At 43.6% G+C, this 18,158-nt stretch carries 12 protein-coding genes; 8 read left to right on the forward strand and 4 right to left on the reverse strand.

All coding sequences use genetic code 11. From position 1 onward, the window contains the following. Positions 1-66 precede the first annotated feature (66 nt). Positions 67-1,716: an electron transfer flavoprotein-ubiquinone oxidoreductase gene (locus tag KL866_RS14075; protein WP_025255458.1), complete on the reverse strand. Its 1,650-nt coding sequence runs from the start codon at positions 1,714-1,716 to the stop codon at positions 67-69. Positions 1,717-2,086: 370 nt separating this feature from the next. On the opposite strand from KL866_RS14075, the gene KL866_RS14080 reads away from it, so the two are divergent. Beyond that, positions 2,087-2,839 (forward strand): electron transfer flavoprotein subunit beta/FixA family protein, encoded by a 753-nt coding sequence (locus tag KL866_RS14080; RefSeq protein WP_025255457.1) that lies wholly within the window; start codon positions 2,087-2,089, stop codon positions 2,837-2,839. Further along, on the forward strand, positions 2,836-3,762 hold the full coding sequence (locus KL866_RS14085) for an electron transfer flavoprotein subunit alpha/FixB family protein (RefSeq protein WP_025255456.1): 927 nt from the start codon (positions 2,836-2,838) through the stop codon (positions 3,760-3,762). The genes KL866_RS14080 and KL866_RS14085 overlap by 4 nt, the downstream gene beginning before the upstream one ends. A 114-nt stretch (positions 3,763-3,876) precedes the next feature. Here KL866_RS14085 and KL866_RS14090 read toward each other — a convergent pair whose 3' ends face one another. After that, entirely contained in the window at positions 3,877-4,185 is a 309-nt protein-coding gene (locus tag KL866_RS14090) for an isoamylase early set domain-containing protein (RefSeq protein WP_025255455.1), read from the reverse strand. Between the two features lie 384 nt (positions 4,186-4,569). On the opposite strand from KL866_RS14090, the gene KL866_RS14095 reads away from it, so the two are divergent. The 4 genes from KL866_RS14095 (at position 4,570) to KL866_RS14110 (ending at position 11,658) form a co-directional block, all read left to right on the forward strand. Then, positions 4,570-5,802: an efflux RND transporter periplasmic adaptor subunit gene (locus KL866_RS14095; protein WP_025255454.1), complete on the forward strand. Its 1,233-nt coding sequence runs from the start codon at positions 4,570-4,572 to the stop codon at positions 5,800-5,802. Next, complete coding sequence (locus KL866_RS14100; protein ID WP_025255453.1) at positions 5,802-8,936, forward strand: efflux RND transporter permease subunit; 3,135 nt, start codon at positions 5,802-5,804, stop codon at positions 8,934-8,936. Before KL866_RS14095 ends, KL866_RS14100 begins: the two co-directional genes overlap by 1 nt. Positions 8,937-8,985: 49 nt before the next feature. Then, positions 8,986-11,148, forward strand: coding sequence for a prolyl oligopeptidase family protein (locus KL866_RS14105; RefSeq protein ID WP_025255452.1), 2,163 nt, complete (start codon positions 8,986-8,988; stop codon positions 11,146-11,148). A 153-nt stretch (positions 11,149-11,301) separates the two neighbouring features. Then, positions 11,302-11,658: a hypothetical protein gene (locus KL866_RS14110; RefSeq protein WP_214995586.1), complete on the forward strand. Its 357-nt coding sequence runs from the start codon at positions 11,302-11,304 to the stop codon at positions 11,656-11,658. A gap of 90 nt (positions 11,659-11,748) precedes the next feature. On the opposite strand, the gene KL866_RS14115 is transcribed toward KL866_RS14110, so the two are convergent. Beyond that, positions 11,749-14,043, reverse strand: coding sequence for a TonB-dependent receptor (locus tag KL866_RS14115; RefSeq protein WP_214995589.1), 2,295 nt, complete (start codon positions 14,041-14,043; stop codon positions 11,749-11,751). A gap of 261 nt (positions 14,044-14,304) precedes the next feature. Beyond that, positions 14,305-15,294: a GlxA family transcriptional regulator gene (locus KL866_RS14120; RefSeq protein WP_214995591.1), complete on the reverse strand. Its 990-nt coding sequence runs from the start codon at positions 15,292-15,294 to the stop codon at positions 14,305-14,307. A 142-nt stretch (positions 15,295-15,436) separates the two neighbouring features. Here KL866_RS14120 and KL866_RS14125 point away from each other — a divergent pair, with 142 nt between their 5' ends. After that, on the forward strand, positions 15,437-17,239 hold the full coding sequence (locus KL866_RS14125) for an acyl-CoA dehydrogenase (protein ID WP_025255448.1): 1,803 nt from the start codon (positions 15,437-15,439) through the stop codon (positions 17,237-17,239). Positions 17,240-17,320: 81 nt separating this feature from the next. Beyond that, positions 17,321-18,088 (forward strand): SDR family NAD(P)-dependent oxidoreductase, encoded by a 768-nt coding sequence (locus tag KL866_RS14130; RefSeq protein ID WP_025255447.1) that lies wholly within the window; start codon positions 17,321-17,323, stop codon positions 18,086-18,088. The last annotated feature ends 70 nt before the right edge of the window (positions 18,089-18,158 follow it).

Here is an 18,158-nt window from a genome sequence, read left to right on the forward strand (position 1 = left end):
CAAAAAAAAAGCGAGCTAAGCTCGCTTTTAAAAAATATCAGTTAAATAACCAAATGATGCATTAATTTACATATTTGGGTAATTTGGGCCTCCAGCACCTTCTGGTACAACCCACTTAATATTTTGGCTAGGATCTTTAATGTCGCAAGTTTTACAGTGAACACAGTTTTGTGCATTAATTTGGAAGCGTTTTTCACCTTCTTCTTCAATTACTTCATAAACGCCAGCTGGGCAATAGCGCTGTGCGGGTTCTGCAAATTTTGGCAAATTAACCTGTAAAGGAATAGAAGGGTCTTTTAATTTTAAATGACACGGCTGATCTTCTTCATGGTTTGTATTAGATAAAAACACTGAAGATAGTTTATCAAAACTAAGTACACCATCAGGCTTTGGATATGAAATCTCTGTGGCATTTTTCGCTTCTTCAAGCTGCGCGTAATCTTTATGTTCGTCTTTCATAGTGAAAAACAAATTACCGTTAAAGAAATTTTGTTCTAACGTATTAAAAGCACCGCCCCAGAAATTACCTAGCTTATGAATAGCAGGGCCGAAGTTACGAGAGCGGAATAGCTCATCGTACAACCAAGACGATTTGAATTTATCTGTAAAGCTAGTTAGCTCTTTTGTGGGTGCTTCCGCGTTTTCCGATAGGGCCTCGAAAATACTCTCGGCAGCGAGCATGCCTGACTTCATTGCTGTGTGGTTACCCTTAATTTTGGCAAAGTTTAGGGTGCCTGCTTCACAACCTACCAATAAGCCACCTGGGAAGGTCATTTTAGGTAAAGAGTTAAACCCGCCTTTGGCAATAGCTCGTGCGCCATAAGATACGCGTTTCCCGCCTTCAAGATACTGTTTGAAAACAGGGTGGTGTTTTAAGCGTTGGAATTCGTCAAACGGGCTTAAGTAAGGGTTGTCGTAGTTTAGGTCGACAATTAAGCCTACAAATACTTGATTGTCTTCAGCATGATATAAATAGCTACCGCCTGTGGCATCATCGAGTGGCCAACCTGCACTGTGTACTACTAAGCCAGGCTGGTGCTTCGCTGGGTCGATATCCCAAATCTCTTTAAAGCCAATAGCGTAATGCTGAGGTGAGCTGTCTTCATCTAGTTTAAAGTGAGAAATGAGCTCTTTACCTAAATGACCACGACAGCCTTCTGCAAATACGGTGTATTTAGCACGCAATTCCATACCTGGCATGTAGCCGTCTTTGGGCTCACCGTTCTCACCAATACCCATGTCGCCCGTAAGCACGCCGCCAACGCTGCCGTCTTCATTATAAATAACCTCAGAAGCAGCGAAGCCTGGGAATACTTCAACGCCTAGCTGCTCGGCCTGTTCTGCTAGCCAACGGCTCACGTTACCCATAGACACAATGTAGTTACCGTCGTTGTGCATAGTTTTGGGTGTAATGCCGTTGGGTAACTTCTTCGCTGAAGATTCATCATTAAGCAAATAGATGTGGTCTTCGGTTACCGGCGTGTTAAGTGGCGCGCCTTTTTCCTTCCAATCGGGAAATAGTTCGTTTAGCGAACGGGGCTCAAATACCGCGCCTGAGAGAATATGTGCACCTACCTCGGAGCCCTTTTCGACCACACAAACCATAAGTTCTTGGTCTTTTTCATTCGCAAGCTGCATAAGCTTACAAGCAGTTGATAATCCAGCTGGGCCGGCACCGACGATGACTACGTCAAACTCCATCGATTCTCGTTCCACGGGAGGCTCCTTATGTTTGTATTTTTATAGTGCACTATTGATGAAACAAATAATGCTTTGTGTCAAAAACATGTAAATTAATTGTCGTTTTGCAAGGTAATGCAGGTTGACGTTTACGTCAACAGTAAGTACATTGCAAAGCAGTTTACGTTAACGTTAACTGGCAGAGTATTATACCTGCTCGTAAACGTGGTGTTAACGTCGTTTTAAGGCTAGCCTTTATAAAACGTACGTTCCACAGATTCTTTTTTAACGTAGAAGCATTGTTAAAGTTTCAAAAAGCGTGGTGAAGTAATACGTTTTTAATTATTAATAGTTAATTATTAATGAAACGTAATTAGCACCGACGAACTCAACAATTGAGGTAAATATGAAAATACTCGTACCGGTCAAACGCGCGATCGACTACAACGTTAAGGTAAGAGTGAAGGCTGATGAATCAGGCGTAGATCTTACTAACGCAAAAATGGCTATTAATCCTTTTTGCGAAATTGCTGTTGAAGAAGCCGTTCGGTTAAAAGAAAAAGGCGTGGCCACTGAAATCGTTGTTGTTTCAGTTGGTGACAAAAGCTGCCAAGAACAAATACGAACAGCACTAGCCCTAGGTGCTGACCGTGGTATTCAAATTGATACCGACCAAAATCTTGATTCACTTCAAGTGGCAAAGCTTTTAGCTAAAGTGGTTGAAGAAGAACAGCCTCAACTTGTCATTCTTGGTAAGCAGAGCATTGATTCTGACAACAACCAAACTGGACAGATGCTAGCAGCACTAACTGGTATGCCTCAAGGTACCTTCGCTTCAGAAGTTGTTGTTGATGGCGAGAAAGTGAATGTAACACGTGAAATCGACGGTGGCCTTCAAACGGTTGCGCTTTCGCTTCCAGCTGTTGTAACGACAGATCTTCGTTTAAATGAGCCGCGTTACGCATCGCTTCCAAACATTATGAAAGCAAAACGCAAGCCTCTTGATGTTAAAGCTGCAGCAGATTTTGGTGTTGCACTTCAATCAAACGTTAAGGTACTGAAAGTTACGCCTCCGCCTCAGCGTGAGGGTGGCATTAAAGTAGCAGACGTTGCTGAGTTGGTAGACAAGTTAAAGAATGAAGCAAAGGTGATCTCATGAGCGTACTCGTATATGCAGAACACGACAATGCAAGCTTAAAGACGGAAACGCACAAGCTTGTTAACGCCGCGCAAAAAATGGGTGGCGATATCCATGTATTAGTAGCGGGTGAAGATTGCCAAACAGTTGCTGAAGCTGCATCGCAAATTGACGGCGTTGCAAAAGTACTTGTTGCCGACAACTCGGCATACAAGCATCAGCTTGCTGAGAATACGGCTGACTTGGTTTTAGAACTTGCTGGCGATTATAGTCATGTTGTTGCGGCGGCAACAACAACAGGCAAAAACTTTATGCCTCGCGTGGCGGCATTATTGGATGTAGCGCAAATCTCAGACATCATCGGCGTAGAGAGTGAAGATACTTTTGTTCGTCCAATCTATGCGGGTAATGCCATTGCAACTGTTCAATCATCTGACGTTAAAAAGGTGATAACGGTGCGTGCAGCTTCTTTCGATGCAGCCTCTACAGACGGTAGCGCAGAAGTAGCCGCAATTGATGTGGTAAAAGGCAGCGAAAAGTCTGACTTTGTTTCAGCCGAGCTGACAGAATCTGAGCGTCCTGAGTTAACCGCAGCTGAGGTTGTGATTTCAGGTGGCCGCGGTATGCAAAACGGTGACAACTTCAAGCTTCTCGAAGGTATCGCCGACAAGCTAGGTGCAGCTATTGGTGCTTCGCGCGCCGCGGTAGATGCAGGCTTCGTTCCTAACGATATGCAGGTAGGCCAAACAGGTAAGATTGTTGCGCCTCAGCTTTATATCGCTGTAGGCATTTCGGGCGCTATCCAGCATCTTGCTGGTATGAAAGACTCAAAAGTTATTGTTGCTATCAACAAAGATGAAGAAGCGCCAATTTTTCAGGTTGCTGACTATGGTTTAGTGGGTGACTTGTTTGAAGTACTTCCAGAATTGGAAGGCTCTCTTTAATTAGCACTTTAAAGCTAGATAAGACAAAGGCTGCAGTTTTGCAGCCTTTTTTGTAGGGTTTAGTTATAAGTGCTCGCGATACTTGCTGGTATTGCCGCAATAGAGAGCGATGAACTAAACGCGCACGACAGAATTTTCGTCAATGCTCACGGGAGAGGGAATATAAGCGTCGGCTTCCCAGTCGTTTTCCCATTTTTCGCCATCAATAAGGTACCGAAATTGATATTCGTGATCTTTCTCTAGGTCCACGGTTAACGTAAAGTCACCGCTTTTTAGTTTTTTCATTGTTAATGGCTGTGTTTTCCAATCAGTGAAATCCCCACAAAGCGCAGCTTCTTTAGCGTCTTTTGCCGCTTCCGCATTTAGTCGAAATGTCACTTTGCACAGAGGTTTTGATTTAAGGTATTTTTTCTTAAGACTCATAATGTGTTTTCCCTTCAACGTAGCGAAATCATTCCCGAGGCTACTTCGCATTGAAGACCAAGCTAAAATAACAACCCTCGGTTAACTCATAACCAATGAGTGATTAAATAATCAACGAAAAGCTGATAATTATCAATCTTACTTTGTATTCTTTTAATAATTTTTTATATTAGGCGTGCTGATATCTGCGCCCATGTTAAAAAACTAAAAAATAGACACAAAATTTAACAATCTTAATTGGGCATATAAAACATAAAGTCAGTACACTAGTGTTGAAACAATAATAATAGAATTTAGTGGGTTATCACGGGGTAAGTGATAAGCGCAGTACACTACTGTGTCGACATCATTCACACGGGTTGCCTTCGTTCCTAGGGATAGTAAATGAAAAATTCCATGTTGATGAAAAGTGGTATTCCATTAATCATACTGTTGGTCGCTTTTATTGCGGCCACCGTCATGATCAAGTCACGTAAGCCGCCAGAGCAAGTTCCCGTAGAAATTCCCGCTTTCCTAGTGGACGCTAAAGAAGTATTCGCAGAACCCGTAAGTTTCATTGTTAAATCTCAAGGCAACGTGGTTCCACGAAATAAAACCGCATTAAGTGCACAGGTTAATGGTCAAGTGGTGAGCTTATCCGATGTATTTATTGCAGGTGGCACCTTTAAGAAAGGTGATGTGCTGGCCACTCTAGAACAAGATGATTATCGCACTGATCTCAAACTTGCAGAGGCTGAGTTAGCCCAAGCTCAGGCAGCGCTTCAAGAAGAAATTGCTCGCGGCAAAGTGGCTGAGCAAGAATGGCGCTCGGTAAGAAACGTAGCGCCGCCGGAATTAGGCTTAAGGAAGCCTCAACTAGCGAAAGAGCAGGCTAATGTTAAAGCGGCAGAAGCCAATTATGAACGCGCCAAACGAAACCTAGCCAGAACGCAAATTACAGCACCGTATAATGGCATTGTAGTTGAACGAAATATAGACCTTGGTCAGTATGTGGCGATGGGGTCAGTACTTGGTACCGTTTATTCCACCGATACTGCTGAAGTTAGGCTACCGATTACTGACAAAGACCTAATGTTTATAAATATCGCTGGGCAGTCTAATGAGGGGGCACCCGTATTACTAACCGCATCTGTTGGCGGACTTAAACGTACTTGGGAAGGGAAGTTAGTTCGTTCAGAAGGTATTCTGGATACAGGAAGCCGAGTTGTGTATGCCATAGTCGAGGTGAAAGATCCATACAACCTACAGTCTTCATACAATGCTCCCTTACGTTTTGGGCAATTCGTTGAAGCGGAAATTACCTCACGTCAAAACGAAGAACTTTTGGTATTACCGCGTAGTATTCTGCGTCTAGATAATACTGTACTAACTGTTAACGATAATCGCGAAATTGAAATAAAGCCTGTTGAAGTAGCCCGTACAACGGCGAAAGATGTGTTTATTCGCTCAGGTATCAATGAAGGAAGCTTAGTGGTGACCAGCGCAGTGCCTAACCCTTATAACGGCATGAAAGTGCGTTTGCCAGGAGACGAGCCTGTACTTGCTGACACTGCTGAAGCAGACACTACTGATAGTACAGATAGCGTGGAAAGCGAATCATCGGAAGGTGACAACTAATGAGTCGCATCGATACCAATAAAGGCTTAATTGCCTGGTTTGCACGTAACAATGTAGCCGCAAACTTACTTATGGTTTTGCTTGTGGTTGGCGGTTTGTTCAGTGCATTCAGTATACAAAAACAAGTATTTCCAAGCTTTGAAATAGACGTTATAAGCGTTCGTGTACCGTACCTAGGCGCTGCTCCCCAAGAAGTTGAAGAGGGTGTGCTGCTTAAAATAGAGGAGGCGATCAAAGATTTAGAGGGGATTAAACAGCTTAACTCTACCGCCGTAGAGGGTATGGGGACGGTAAGTATTCAAGTAGAAGAGGACTATGATGTCCAGTCGCTGCTTGATGAAGTAAAAGTCCAGGTTGACGCTATTCCGAGTTTTCCTGCCGACACTGAAAAGCCCGTTATTTATAGACAAAAAATTCAACAAGATGTGATATGGATTTCAGTTTACGGTGATGCATCTGAGCGAGAATTAAAAGAATTTGCCAAAAATTTACGGGATGACATTGCCAATTTATCAGGAATTTCGAGCGTTCAGGTGGTAGGCGCACGCGACTACGAAGTATCCATAGAGCTTTCTGAAGTCGATTTGCAAAAGTATAACCTTACGTTTGCTGATGTTGTAGCGCGTTTAAGTCAGTCTAGCGTAGATTTGCCCGGTGGCTCAATCCGCACAGAAAACGGCGATATTCTGCTTAGAACAAAAGGCCAGGCTTATACCGGTTGGGATTTCTCCCAAATTGTATTGGTCACTAATTCGAACGGCACGCGAGTAAGCTTAGGCGATGTTGCGTATATTAATGACGGCTTTATCGAAAACAATCAATACGCTTTATTCGATGGAAAGCCAGCCGTTAGCTTAAGGGTTCAAGCCGTTGGCGATCAGAATGCATTAGAAATTTCAGAGCAGGTAAATAACTACATCGATAGCCAAAAGTCAGAATTTCCCGGTCATATTACCGCTGACACCTGGGGCGATAGCTCATTTTACCTAGCCGATCGCCTTAACATGATGCTTGAAAACATGTTTTTCGGTGCGCTACTTGTATTTTTGGTACTGTCGCTTTTCTTAAAAATAAAACTCGCGTTTTGGGTTATAGTCGGGTTACCGGTGTGTTTCCTTGGCACTTTATTCGTCATGCCGTTAGATGTAGTTGGTGTGTCTATTAATATGCTCAGTTTGTTTGCCTTTATCCTTGTTTTAGGGATTGTGGTCGATGATGCCATCATTATGGGCGAGTCAGCGTATTCTGAAATAGATAAAAAGGGCCATAGCACAGATAACGTTATTGCTGGTGTTAAAAAGGTCGCCATGCCTGCAACATTTGGTGTACTTACCACAATCGCTGCATTCACCCCCATGTTAATGGTGTCTGGACCTTTCGGTATTATTTGGAAGACCATCGGTATGGTGGTTATTGTTTGTCTTATTTTCTCGCTTATTGAATCAAAGCTCATACTACCGGCCCACTTAGTGCACATGAAGCTTAAGCCTTATGATCCAGAAAAGGCTAACGCACTGCAAAAGTTCCGAGACTTCTTCAGTGAAGGCATAAAAACATTTGTCAACAACAAGTACGCGCCGTTTTTAGCAAAAGCAATACGCAATCGCTATACAACGGTGGCTGTGTTTTTGGCCATGCTTATCCTTACAATTGGGTTATTTGGTGGCGGGATCGTACGTTTTGTATTTTTTCCAAATATTCCTAGCGACTTTATGGTTGCCAGTTTCGAGCTGGAGCCAGGCTCGTCACTGGAACAGCGTGACAATGTACTGACTACTCTTCGTGAAGCCATGCGCCGTATGGACAATAAGGTCTCAGATGAGTCGGGGGAAAATGTTATTAAACACGCCATTGCATTTGATAATGGCAACCTAGGCGGCGAAATTTTTGCTGAGCTTACGAAGGGCGAAACCCGAACGTTAACTGACTTTGAGATTCAGGATATGTGGCGTCAAGAGCTACCAGAAATTCCTGGGGTGAAATCATTTAATATCAGCTCCCCAGGCGGCCCTGGTGGCGGCTCAGACCTTAGCTTTGAGTTTAGCTCAAGCGATATTAAAGCGCTACGGGCTATTAGTAACGAGATTAAAGGAGCCTTAGATCAGTACGAAGGGGTAACGGATATCAACGATACATTTTCGGGCGGTAGTGAAGAAATACAGCTAGCGCTGAAGCCCCAGGCCGATGCGTTGGGCATTTCTCTTAGAGACTTGGGGCAACAAGTTCGCTTTGGTTTCTACGGTGCAGAAGTGCAGCGTATCCAACGAGACGATGAAGAAATTAAGGTTATGGTGCGTTATCCGAAAGCGCAACGTAGCTCTATTGAACATTTAGAGAACATGCGAATTCGCGCACCTAATGGCCAAGAGATACCGTTTGAGCAAGTTGCTACCTTTACTGTTGGCCAGGGCTTTGACTCAATCATTCGAGTAGATGGAAAACGTTCTGTTACTGTTACAGGTGTGGTTGATAAGGCGTTACTCGACCCATCAGAAGTGACAAATGATGTGATTGAAAATCTTATGCCAGACCTGTTGGCCCGATACCCGAAAGTAGACTTCCAACTGCAAGGTAATTCAAAAGAACAAGCGGACGCAATGTTTAGCCTAATGCAAGGATTACTGTTTGCGTTATTCGCTATTTATACATTGTTAGCGATTCCGCTTAAATCTTACAGCCAGCCTTTGATCATAATGTCGGTTATTCCTTTTGGTATAGTAGGAGCTATAATTGGCCACTTGGTGCTGGGCATGGCGGTCAGCGTTCTTTCCGTTTGCGGTATAATTGCATTGTCAGGCGTAGTGGTTAATGACAGTTTGATCATGGTGGACTTTGTAAATCGTGCGCGCAAAGAAGGTATGTCGCTTATGGATGCAGCTATTAGCGCAGGTACACAGCGTTTTAGAGCGATTATCCTAACTTCTTTAACAACATTTATGGGCCTAATGCCAATTGTATTTGAACGCAGTTTACAAGCTCAAGTTGTGATCCCAATGGCAATTTCGTTAGCCTTTGGAATCTTGTTTGCTACGGTGATTACCTTGCTACTCGTTCCTGCGCTTTATCTTATTCTTAACGACCTTAAGAATGTATTTAAAGGTAGAAGGCAGGCACAAATCACGACAGAAAACTAAATAGAAAATGCCGGATAAAACCGGCATTTTTCTTTTTAAGGAATAAAAAATGAAGAAAAACCCAATATACGCTTCTGTGATAGCGGCGTCGGCTGGCTTAATATTGGCGTGTACAAACTCGCCAAGCGAGATTGCTAGTTCAGTCAAAAGTGAAACTGAAAGCGTGACCATGCCGAAATTGTCTAGTTACCCAGCAACTAAAACCGTCGCACAACAAGACAACTACCACGGCACTATGGTTAGCGACCCTTACCGTTGGCTAGAAGATGAAAAGAGCGAAGAAGTTAAGGCTTGGGTTGAGTCGCAAAACACGCTTGCACGTCCTTATTTAGCGAAATTACCGTCTAGAGAGCTATACAAAGAACGTCTAACCGCGTTGTGGGATTACGAGAAGTACTCAACTCCCTATATGGTAAATGGAAAGCTGTTTTATTCTTATAACAACGGTTTGCAAAATCAATATGTGCTCTATATGGCCGACGGCGTGAGCGGTGAACCTGAAGTACTTATCGATCCGAATACATTGAGCGATGACGGCACAGTGTCAATGGCGTCGACTGAACTTAGCCCTAAAGCGTCTTATCTTGCTTACATGCTGTCAGATGGCGGAACTGACTGGAAAACCATTCAAATTCGTAACACCAGCAGTAAAACAGACTTAACCGATACCATTGAAGGCATTAAGTTTTCAAATATCGCATGGCTTCCTGATGAAAGTGGTTTTTTCTATTCTCGTTACCCACAAAATGAGGCGGGTAAATACGATGATAGCCAAACTGTATCTATCTATTTTCACGCTATAGGTACAGAGCAAAGTGTAGATAAAAAGGTCTTTGCATTTGACAATAAACCCAGTTGGAACCCATACCCATCAGTTGTGCAAGACGGAAATACTTTGCTTATATCTGTTTTCGAGGGGTACCAGGCTAACGGTGTCTACGCTAAATCCCTTGAAAAAGAAAACAGTGAGCTCGTTCCCGTTTTCGATAAATGGGATGGGCGTTACGATTTAGTCGGCGAACACAAAGATTCGCTATTTTTTAAATCTACTGCAAATGCGCCAACAGGAAAGGTCATCAAGGTGAACTTTGATGGTGGTGTTAAAGCTACAGATACCGTGATTGAAAGTACCCCAGATACCTTGTCTAGTGTTTCACTTTTAGGTGAAAAGCTTTTTGCTCAGTATCTAAAAGACGTAAAAGGGCAAGTCAGTGTCTTTGATTTAAGTGGCAAAAAAGTAGATGAAATTGCGTTTTCCAATATCGGTAGCGTGAGCGGCTTTTACGGCGGTAAAAATGCAGATACAACTTTCTATAAACTTACGGGGTTTACTAACCCGGGTCAGGTGTATGCCTACAATGTAGAAAGTGGTGAGTCATCGTTGTTCAAAACTATCGACACGGGAATTAACTACGATAACTATGAAACCAAGCAGGTGTTTTACACCAGTAAAGATGGCACTAAAGTTCCCATGTTTATTGTGCACAAGAAAGGCTTGAAGCTAGACGGAAACAATAAAACCCTATTGTACGGTTATGGTGGTTTTAATATTTCATTGCTTCCACGATATTCAGTGTCACGCATGGTATGGGTAGAGCAAGGTAATGTGCTGGCCATCGCAAACTTACGAGGCGGTGGTGAATATGGGCAGCAGTGGCACAAGGCTGGCACTAAACTTAACAAGCAAAACGTTTTTGATGACTTTATTGCGGCAGGTGAGTATTTAGTTGAAAGTGGCTATACCAAACCAGACAAAATGGGAATTCAAGGTGGCTCAAATGGCGGCTTACTCGTAGGTGCGACACTTACCCAGCGACCTGATCTCTTCTCTGCAGCACTACCTGCAGTGGGCGTGTTAGATATGCTTCGCTACCACACGCCAAGTGCTAACGCCCGAGCTTGGTCTTCCGATTACGGCCTAAGTGAAAACAAAGACGAGTTTGATGCGCTTTATGCTTATTCGCCACTTCACAATACTCAACCTGGCACTTGTTATCCGGCCACATTGGTAACTACAGGTGATCACGATGACCGAGTAGTACCGTGGCATAGCTATAAGTTCGCAGCGCAATTACAGGCAAATCAAGGGTGTGATAACCCAGTACTGCTTCGTGTAGAAACCCGCGCGGGTCACGGTGCAGGTACGCCTACGTGGATGCGAATTGAGGGGTATGCCGACCAGTGGGCGTTTTTAGAATCCGCTCTTAATTAACCTCTTATTATTTCCAATGAAAACAAGCCGCTGTAAAAAGCGGCTTTTTTGTTTGCATTTTAAACAAATGACCATGTACTGTATAAATATCAGTATGGTTTATTATGAGTCTTATTCGGTTGTACTTCTTTGCACAACCTTTAGGAGAAAATTATGCAAACAGGCATTAAAGCGGTTGATCAACTTATTTTAAAACACGGCATTATGGCTGATTTAGGTGCAGACACGTTTCAACGCCGCACTCGCCTTACCGGTGGCGATGAGCGCGCAAACGCACTGCCTTTTTGTATGTATCAAAAAGTGGCACACGCCCCTTTATCAAAGCAATTTACCGTGCACCATTTTTATATGCCGGGTAATAAAGGGAAGTTAGCGAGTTTTCTGTTTGATGAAAAAGGGAAACTAATAGAGCAAGTCTACTATCAAAAAGTCGCGCGCTGGGTGCAGGTGTGCAGAAAACTACAGCAGTTAGTGCAAGTGCCAACTTGCGACGTTCACATGGCGGCATAAAAGACATAAAAAAAGCGGTGCCGTTTTTTAACGTCACCGCTTTTCATAATTAACGTAGCTACTGTAAATAAAGTAGCTACTTATCTTTGCTTAATAGTAAGTGTACTTGAACTCAACACCCCAAACGCGCGGCTCATTTACGATACCAGTAAGGTTGTTGAAGTCGATTGCACCTTTAACGTTGTCTTCGTCAGTAATGTTACGACCAAATAGCGCTACAGTGTAATTGTGCGCAAAGTTCTCGTAACCAATACGTAGACCGCCTTCAAAGTTATCGTCGGTAGTAAACTCAACAGCTTCGTATAGGAAGATATTCGTTTCACCTTGGAACGCCCAATCAGTAAATACAAAGAACTCGCCATCATCACCCATCGGGATGGTGTAGCGTGCTGTGAAGTTAAAGATAGACTCTGGCGCCTGCGGGAATGGGTTACCATCGATAGAGGCCACGAAGCCGTCTGGGCGAGGATCTGTTACTGTACAGTTGCCTGTAGAACCAAAGGCTGGACTAGTTCCACATGGTGAAACAGTCAAAGAATCATCTTTGATTTCAGTGTGGTTGTAGCTGTAACCCGCTGTAAAGGTAAGCTCATCAGTAGCAAGCCACTGTGCGTCTACTTCAAAACCGTATGCTTCGCCTTTGTCTGCGTTTACAAGCGCAGTAAAGTTGTTGCCACCACCAATGGCTGAGAACTGCATGTCATCTACTGTGTAATAGAATGCTGCAGCGTTTAGACGTAATGAGTCGTCGAACAAGTCAGACTTAATGCCCACTTCGAATGAGTTTATGGTTTCAGCGTCTGCAACCGAAGGCGAGCCTTCAAATGCAACGTCACGACCTTGAATTGTTTGAGCACGGAAGCCGTTAGCATAGCGAGCAAAAACAGACATATCATCAGTAACGCGATAGTTTGCGCTTAGTTCAAAGCTAGTTTGTCCGTCGTCTACATCAATGTCGTCATAGTCCTGAATTAGAGCATCACCGGTAACCAATGCAAAACCATTCAAGTTTTGATCGCCAACTACTAGGCTCTTAGAGTCATGCGTGTAGCGAATGCCACCCGTCACGTTAAGTTTTTCATTTACTTGGTAAGACGTTTGGCCAAATACTGCCCATGTTTGGTTTTCATGGAATACTGTGGTTGCACCATAGTAGCCGTCGATGCTGGTAACATTAAACGATGCATCGTAGTAGAAAGCACCTAGCTGCCAGTTCAGGGCATCCGTGGTGTTGCTAGCAAATCTAAACTCTTGGGTGTATTGCTCTAGATCGTTCAGGTTATCTTGCGTTACCGCTGAAAAAGGAATAAAACCAGGGCCTGTCTCTTCAGCAACACCGTCGGAATTAGTATCGATGAAGTAGCCACCATCTACATCACCTAAGCTTGAACCATCAGCAGTTTCAATAGCTGAGATTGACGTGAATGTAACCTCATCCATGTCATACTCGAGTTTAAGTGAAGCACCAAAACCGTCGTATTCCTGTGGGTTGTTATCAATACCGTCGCCTTGTAGATCGCCATCGTAGTATACAGTTTCGCGATCGTAATTAGCGTTAAGTTCGTTGCTACCTTTAGTAAATACATTGGCGCGGAAAATAGACGCTGTACCTTCAAGTTCACGACCGTGTACGTTTAGTAGGGCAGAGAAGTCAGCTGATGGTTCCCAAAGAAGCTGTAGGCGATAAGCTTTTTCGTCGTAGCCACCGATTGCATCGTTTTCGCCAGTGAAGGCATTATCAATGTAGTCATCACGCTCTTGCGATAGTAATGATAAACGCGCAGAAAGATCGTCAGTAAGTCCGCCGCTAATGGCGCCTTCAAAATTCATAGTACCGTATGAACCGAAACCAGCTTTTGCGTAACCTTCTACATCTTGTGTAGGCTTAACGGTGTCAAATTTAATAATACCGGCTGTGGTGTTACGACCAAATAGTGTGCCTTGTGGGCCGCGAAGTACCTCAACTTGCTGTACGTCGAAAAGCGGGAAGCTTTTCAGTACTACATTTTCCATCACCACTTCATCCATGATAATAGAAACAGGCTGTGACGCTGCCAAGTCGAAATCGGTGTTACCTAAACCACGAATATAGAAACGCGGTGCAACACGACCGTTTGAAGACTCGGCATAAAGGCCTGGAACGCGCACTGCTAGAGCAAGAATATCTTCACCGCCTGAGAATAGGCTTTCGAATTTTTCACCGCTTAATGTCGCAACAGAAATAGGTACTTCCTGAATTGATTGCGTACGCTTTTGTGCAGTAACGGTAATTTGTTCAAGTGAGGCTTCTTTTTTTTCTGTCGATGCGGCCTCTTGAGCAAGAACTGAAGAGCTGAACGCAGCACTAACGGCTAACGCTAGTGTGGCGATTTTGTGTGTTCTCATGTTTCCACCAAGATGATTCTAAAATTATACTTTTGTAGTGTTTTTAGCACAAAAATTAACGATTCATGCTTGGCGCTGTATTTTACACAAACTTTGACATAAAAACTTCAAATTTGTGCAATTGAAAGTATTTTTCAATGAAAACGCACAATATTAGTTAGAATGAATATGCTTGAGTAGCCTTTGTGCACAGTAATGGAACAATAAAATGGAAGGAAAGATATTTCTTGGTGCGCTCACGTTGGTAAATCTCAACAAACACTAACGTCGCTTGAACTTGGTGCGGTACTGGGAGGGCGACAATCCAGTAGTTTTTTTAAATAACCGGGTGAAAGAACTCAAGTCTTCGTAACCTACAGAACTAATCAAGCGTTCTAGCGGCATGTTAGATGTTTCCAAAAGTTTTCTTGCATACTCAATGCGTAATGATTGTAAATACTGGCCGGGTGTAGTGTCGCAAGCATTTTTAAAGCGACGAATAAGCGTGCGCTCGGTCATATTATGTCGATGCGCTAGTTCGTTTAGCGTACATTTATTTTGCATGTTTTTCTCGAGAAAGGACTGTACCGCTTTTATGTCTCTGTCTGAATGAAATCGTCGTTGACGACTGCTCGCATACACTGTTTGATTTGTTCTAGATACGTCTAATACATGGGATTTTGCCGTATCACTCGCTATCTGATGACCACAGTAACGTTCTATTAAAAGAATTGACAAATCAATCCACGCCATGCCACCGCCCGCGCAATAGACTGCCTCGTCTTCCGTCACCATTTTATCTGGCTGCAAATCTATCTTCGGAAACATAGCTTTAAACTTATCAGCATAGCCCCAGTGAGTAGTGGCTATTTTGTCATTAAGTAAACCAGTCTGTGCTAATAAAAAATTACCTGTGCAATTGGCCGCTATATCAGCTCCCATTTTCTGAAGACGTTTTATATGAACCAAAAGTGGTAGAGCCTCATTTAAGACTTCATCAATATCTCCACCGATAGTTGGTATAAGTAAAATGTCGGTGTGAGACACATCCTCAATTGCAATATTCGGCTGCAGCAATACTTGATTAGAGCAAAGAATTGATTGCCCGTGGTGACTTGCAAGCTGCACTTTAAACTGTGGGCTAGTAGTTAAGTTATGAATTCGCTGCCAACTTATACCTGCAAAAGCAAATACATCGAGTGCCCCTGTAATGGCAGATGCCAAGGCTTGATTGAAACCGAGCACGGTGACAGTAAATTTAGTGTTATTCATAAAAGTAATTCAATTTATAAAAGAAAATAAAGCTTAGTTATTATTGGCGGTATTGGCCATTATTGTGTCATTAATGACAATGATGGCATGGTAACGAATATGACACAATGTGTTAACAAACATTCGTAAAGGACAGGACACCATGGCCGATCAACTTATTCCCCGCCGTGAAATGCAGTTTCAGCTGCACGAGGTATTAAACACAGCAGCATTGTGCGAAAAAACACGCTTTGAAGAACACAATGTTGAAACCTTTAATGCTGTGATTGATATGGCGGAAAAAATGGCGGAAGAGCTGTTTCTTCCTCACAATGCTATGGCTGACAAAAATGAGCCTACGTTTGATGGCACCAAAGTATCGATGATCGACGAAGTGAAAGTCGCATTCGATACGTACAGGGAATCAGGTTTTATTGCGGGTCACTTCGATTTCGAAGACGGTGGTATGCAGCTTCCCGTTACGATAATGAACGCTTGTGCGGGCTATTTCTTAGCAGCAAACCCATCTTCCACCGCTTACCCATTTTTAACAGCGGCGGCTGCTAATGTAATAAAGCATTTTGCTTCTGACGAAATCAAAAGTGCATTTCTATCAAAAATGCTAGCAGGTGATTTCACCGGTACTATGGCGCTTACCGAACCTCATGCAGGGTCGTCACTTGCTGATATACGCACTTCTGCAAGACCACAAGACGATGGAACGTACCGCATTAAAGGTAGCAAAATTTACATCTCAGGCGGAGAGCACGAGCTTTCCGATAACATCGTACATTTAGTACTGGCCAAAATTCCAGGTGGGCCGGCCGGCGTAAAAGGCATTTCGTTATTTGCTGTGCCTAAATACCGCCTAGATGCTGATGGAAATCCAGATGTACGCAACGACGTAACCCTTGCGGGCCTTATTCATAAAATGGGTTATCGAGGTACCACTTCTACTGCACTTACCTTTGGTGAAAATGGTGATTGTCATGGCTATCTTATTGGCGAACCACATCAAGGTTTGCGCTATATGTTTATGATGATGAACGAGGCGCGTATTGGCGTAGGCTATGGTGCTGCCATGATAGGTTATCGTGGATACCGTTATTCATTGGAATACGCTAAAGATCGCACACAAGGACGCGCAGCACCGAACTTGGCACCAGAAGATGAAGCAACACCAATTATCAACCATGGCGATGTTCGCCGTATGCTGTTAGCTCAGAAAGCTTACTGTGAAGGCGGAATGTCTCTTTGTTTGTACGGAAGCATGTTGATTGATGAAATGGAGACCGAAGAAAATAGTGAGAAGCGTACTGAGATTTCTCAGCTTCTTGATCTATTAATGCCTGTATTTAAGGCGTGGCCGTCAGAGTTTGGCCCTAAAGCCAACGATTTAGCAATTCAGATTTTAGGCGGCGCTGGCTACACCCGCGAATACCCAGTCGAACAATGCTGGCGCGATAACCGATTAAACCCAATTCATGAGGGAACTAACGGCATTCAAGCGCTAGATCTATTGGGAAGAAAGCTATGGCAGCATGACGGCAAAGGTCTGCAAGTTTTACTCGCGCGAGTAACAAGCGATATGAAACGCGCAGAAACGCCAAGAGCACAAGTCATAGCAGCAAAGCTAAAACCTTATTTAGACCAACTTGGCGGGCTTATCCAACAAGCTGCTGCCGACCTGCGCTCTGACAAACAGTCTGTGTTGCTAACTAACGCAAGCTGCTTCTTAAACATATTTTCAAGCTGTGTAGTGAGTTGGATTTGGCTGAGACAAGCTAACGTTGCTGAGCAAGCGTTAAGTAATGGTGCAGGCGATCAAGATGTTGACTTCTACGAAGGGAAACTTGCCGCAGCAGAGTATTTCTTAAATTGGGAATTGCCGCTCGTTAGTCGCGATATAGAGGTGTTGACTTCACGAGATGCGTCTTGCAACGATGTAAAGGCAAGCTATTTCTAATTTCAAAGTATAAACCCTATGTGCGCAGTAGAGATATTGTCAAACCACGCTGCGCTTAAAAATTGAACGGGAGTACAGCTAATGAATGTAGCTGCAAATGTTGAAGGCAAACATATTCTTATTACCGGCGGCGGTTCAGGCATCGGCGCCGCTTCTGCTCGCATATTAAGTGCACGCGGAGCAATTGTTGGTATTGCAGATGTAAACGAAGATAACGCTATAACATTGTCTGAGGAAATTATTGCTGCAGGTGGCAAAGCGTATGCAATTTCGGTAGATGTAACCGAGCCAACTCAGGTTAAAGCTATGTTTGACTCAGCGCTTTCTCATAACGAAAAGATTGATGTGATCATTAATAACGCAGGCATCGATCATTTTCCTGCACCGCTTACCGAAGTCGACGACGCTATGTTTATGAAAAACATTCAGGTTAATTTAGCTGGCGTATGGTATTGCATGAAAAACGCGCTGAAGCATATGACTGCCACAGGTGGCGGGCACATCATTAACATTGCCTCTGTAGCTGGGTTACGTTCTGCGCCCATGATAAGTGCTTATAGTGCGTCGAAACACGGAGTCATAGGGCTGACAAAATCGGCTGCGGTGGAATACGCGCGAGCGAACATTCGTATCAATGCGGTATGTCCTAGTTTTGTAGATACGCCTATGGTGCAAGGCGTGTTATCTAAACTAGATGAGCGCGGTCAGAAAGGGTTAATAGCAGCCAACCCAATGAAACGTTTGGGTAAGCCTGATGAAATTGCAAATGCTATTGCATGGCTTTGTAGTGATGAATCGTCATTTATGACGGGGCAATCTGTGGTACTTGATGGCGGTATGTTGGCATAAGCACCAAGCCAAATAAAGACAAACGATAAGCTTTTAGGGCCCCTCATTTTTAAAGCCTGTAAAAGTTTAA

It is taken from the genome of Alteromonas sp. ALT199 (assembly GCF_018619335.1).
Lineage (GTDB): Bacteria > Pseudomonadota > Gammaproteobacteria > Enterobacterales > Alteromonadaceae > Alteromonas.